Here is a 2992-nt window from a genome sequence, read left to right as displayed (position 1 = left end):
TTCCCGGCGGCAGGCCGGGTTGCCGGGGTCCGCCGGGGAGGCCCGGCAGCTGACCGCCGCCGGCCTGCTTGGCTTCCTCCACCGACACCCCGCTGATCACCGGCCTGATGTAGAGCCGGGCCGTCTGCCCGAGGGTGCGCGCTTCGTTGCCATCGCTGCCGGGCACCGTGATGACCAGGTTGCTGCCGTCGATGATGACCTCGGAGCCGGACACGCCCAGACCGTTCACGCGCGCGCTGATGATCTGCTGCGCCTGGTTGAGCGCGTCACGGGTCGGGGCGGAGCCGTCCGGGGTGCGGGCGGTGAGCGTCACGCGGGTGCCGCCCTGCAGGTCAATGCCGAGTTTCGGCTCGGCCAGCTTGTCTCCGGTCAGGAACACCAGCAGGTAGACACCGATGAGCATTGCCAGGAACACCGCCAGACTGCGGGCAGGGCGCACCGGCGCCGAAGGCGATGCCACGTTGCTTCAGTCTCCTTCGCTCATTGCACGATGCGCACTCGCGGTCGTCGGGGCTGGTCCGCGCTCGGTCCGTTCCCGACGATCAGTTCGACTGCACCCGCAAAAGGGTACGTGCCCGGCCGCCGGGCCCGCTCGTCGGGCGGGCGTTGGGCGCGTCGGCGTCCGGGCTCATGGCGACGACCCGCTGCGCCCGGCTCCGCCGCGCTCGCGATCGCCGCTAGGCGTCTTCGGTGGCCTGCTCGATCGCCGCGTCGGCGGTGAAGTCCTCCGGCTCGATCTTGTCGCGGATCGCCAGCTTCATCCAGGTGGTCACCACGCCGGGCGCGATCTCCAGATCAACGTTGTCATCGGTGATACCGGTGATCGTGGCTTCCATGCCCGAGGTGGTGTGGACCCGGTCCCCCACCCGCAGTGACTCGTGCAGGTCGATGGTGGCCTGCATCGCACGCTTCTGCCGACGCGAGGCGAAGAACATAAACGCGCCCATGACGATGAGCAGCGGCAGGAAGGCAACCATGCTATTCATGACGACAACCGATCCTTCGAGTTCAGGTACTGGTCTTGCGCGCCGGTTCACGAGTGACGGCGGCTGATGACAACAGTCTGCCATTGTGTCGCACGACTCCGAGTCGGTACCGCGGTTGGCCCCCTAGGCTGTGGGAGAAATCAGGCGTCAGGAGTCTTGAGGGAAGGTCGGCGATGAGGAATTTCGCGTGTGGTCTGGCTACCGCCGTTGCGCTGGCGGCAGCCCCGCTGGCCGTAGGTGCGATCGCGATGCCCGCCGTCGGATCGGCGGCACCGCTGGACTGCCCGGGTGGTCAGTATTGGGAGCCGAGCACCAACACCTGCATGCCACTCGGCCAGGGCCCCACGCCGCTCGACTGCGCGGAAGGCCAGTACTGGGAGCCGAGCACCAACACCTGCATGCCGCTCGGCCAAGGGCCCACGCCGCTGGACTGCCCGCCCGGCGAATGGTGGAACCCGTTCGGCAACGCCTGCCGGCCACTCGGCCAAGTCTGAACCGCCGCAACAACCGCTGAGGAGACAGCCCATGTCTGTATCGCCCTTGCAGCAGAGCCGTCACCTGGCCACCGAGATTCCCGGCCCCGGTTCGGTGCGGCTGGCAAGCCGCCGCGCGGCGGCCGTCGCTCGCGGCGTGGCCAGCACGCTGCCGGTCTACGCGGCCCGCGCCGGCGGGGGCATCGTCGAGGATGTCGACGGCAACCGGCTGATCGATCTGGGTTCGGGCATCGCGGTGACCACCGTCGGCAACGCCGCACCGCGCGTGGTCGAAGGGGTGCGCGAGCAGGCCGGCGAATTCACCCACACCTGCTTCATGGTCACCCCCTACGAGGGGTATGTGGCCGTCGCCGAAGCGCTGAACCGGCTCACCCCCGGCGCCCATGAGAAGCGGTCGCTGCTACTCAATTCCGGCGCCGAAGCCCTGGAGAACGCCGTCAAGATCGCCCGCTCCTACACCCGCAAGTCGGCGGTGGTGGCGTTCGACCACGGCTACCACGGCCGCACCAACCTGACGATGGCACTGACGGCCAAGTCGATGCCGTACAAGAGCGGGTTCGGGCCGTTCGCGCCCGACATCTACCGCGCACCGACCTCCTACCCCTACCGTGACGCCCTGATCGACAAAGAGTTGGGCAGCGACGGCGAGCGGGCCGCCGAGCGCACCATCGCGGTCCTGGAGAACCAGATCGGCGCCCACAACCTGGCCGCGCTGGTCATCGAACCGATCCAGGGCGAGGGCGGGTTCATCGTTCCGGCACCGGGATTCCTGCCCGCACTGTTGTCATGGTGCCGCGACAACGACGTGGTGTTCATCGCCGACGAGGTGCAGACCGGGTTCGCGCGCACCGGGGCGATGTTCGCCTGCGAACACGAACCCATCGAGCCCGACCTGATCTGCACCGCCAAGGGTATCGGTGGCGGGCTGCCGCTGGCGGCAGTCACCGGCCGTGCCGAGATCATGGACGCTCCCCACGTCAGCGGCCTGGGCGGGACCTTCGGCGGTAACCCGCTGGCGTGTGCGGCGGCGCTGGGGGCGTTCGCCACCGTGGCAGCCGACGATCTGGTGGGACGCGCCCGGCAGATCGAGCGGCTGGCGTTCGAGAGACTGGGCCGGCTGCAGGCCGGCGATGGCCGCGTCGCCGATGTTCGCGGCCGCGGCGCCATGATCGCCGTCGAGTTGGTACGGCGTGACAGCACCGAACCGGATGCGGAGCTGACCAAGGCGCTGGCGTCGGCCTGCCACCGGGCCGGCGTGATCGTGTTGACCTGCGGCACGTTCGGCAATGTGTTGCGGTTGCTACCGCCGCTGACCATCAGCGACGAACTGCTGGCCGAGGGGTTGGACGTGCTGGCCGGCGAGCTGGGCAAGCTGTAACCGGGCCGCTCAGTCGGTGTCGAACAGTCCCTGCTCCCCGTAGCCGGGCGGTATCCCCAGCCCGGCGGCTCCGGCCGGCGGGACCATGCCCAGATGCGTCCAGGCCGCCGGCGTCGCGACGCGGCCCCGCGGCG

General features: G+C 69.5%; 3 protein-coding genes and 2 pseudogenes. 2 read left to right on the top strand and 3 right to left on the bottom strand.

The genetic code is table 11. The features are described from left to right. A pseudogene (locus tag DQP56_RS23475) lies at window positions 1-460 on the bottom strand (protein translocase subunit SecD); the annotation flags it as partial. Window positions 461-677: 217 nt separating this feature from the next. Next, complete coding sequence (gene yajC, locus DQP56_RS23470) at window positions 678-986, bottom strand: preprotein translocase subunit YajC (RefSeq protein ID WP_112689456.1); 309 nt, start codon at window positions 984-986, stop codon at window positions 678-680. A gap of 173 nt (window positions 987-1159) precedes the next feature. On the opposite strand from yajC, the gene DQP56_RS23465 reads away from it, so the two are divergent. Beyond that, complete coding sequence (locus DQP56_RS23465; protein ID WP_083037428.1) at window positions 1160-1480, top strand: hypothetical protein; 321 nt, start codon at window positions 1160-1162, stop codon at window positions 1478-1480. Between the two features lie 31 nt (window positions 1481-1511). Beyond that, a complete protein-coding gene (gene gabT / locus DQP56_RS23460; RefSeq protein ID WP_112689454.1) occupies window positions 1512-2858 on the top strand; it encodes a 4-aminobutyrate--2-oxoglutarate transaminase in 1347 nt (448 codons plus the stop codon). Between the two features lie 9 nt (window positions 2859-2867). On the opposite strand, the pseudogene DQP56_RS23455 reads toward gabT, so the two are convergent. Then, a pseudogene (locus DQP56_RS23455) lies at window positions 2868-2992 on the bottom strand (Holliday junction branch migration DNA helicase RuvB); the annotation flags it as partial.

The organism is Mycolicibacter senuensis (assembly GCF_003284925.1).
In the GTDB taxonomy this organism is placed as follows: domain Bacteria; phylum Actinomycetota; class Actinomycetes; order Mycobacteriales; family Mycobacteriaceae; genus Mycobacterium; species Mycobacterium algericum_A.
This window is presented reverse-complemented; position numbering and strand designations above follow the sequence as displayed.

Coding starts and splice junctions, on each gene's coding strand:
- yajC (WP_112689456.1), bottom strand. CDS start 986: ATGAATAGCATGGTTGCCTTCCTGCCGCTGCTCATCGTCATGGGCGCG.
- DQP56_RS23465 (WP_083037428.1), top strand. CDS start 1,160: ATGAGGAATTTCGCGTGTGGTCTGGCTACCGCCGTTGCGCTGGCGGCA.
- gabT (WP_112689454.1), top strand. CDS start 1,512: ATGTCTGTATCGCCCTTGCAGCAGAGCCGTCACCTGGCCACCGAGATT.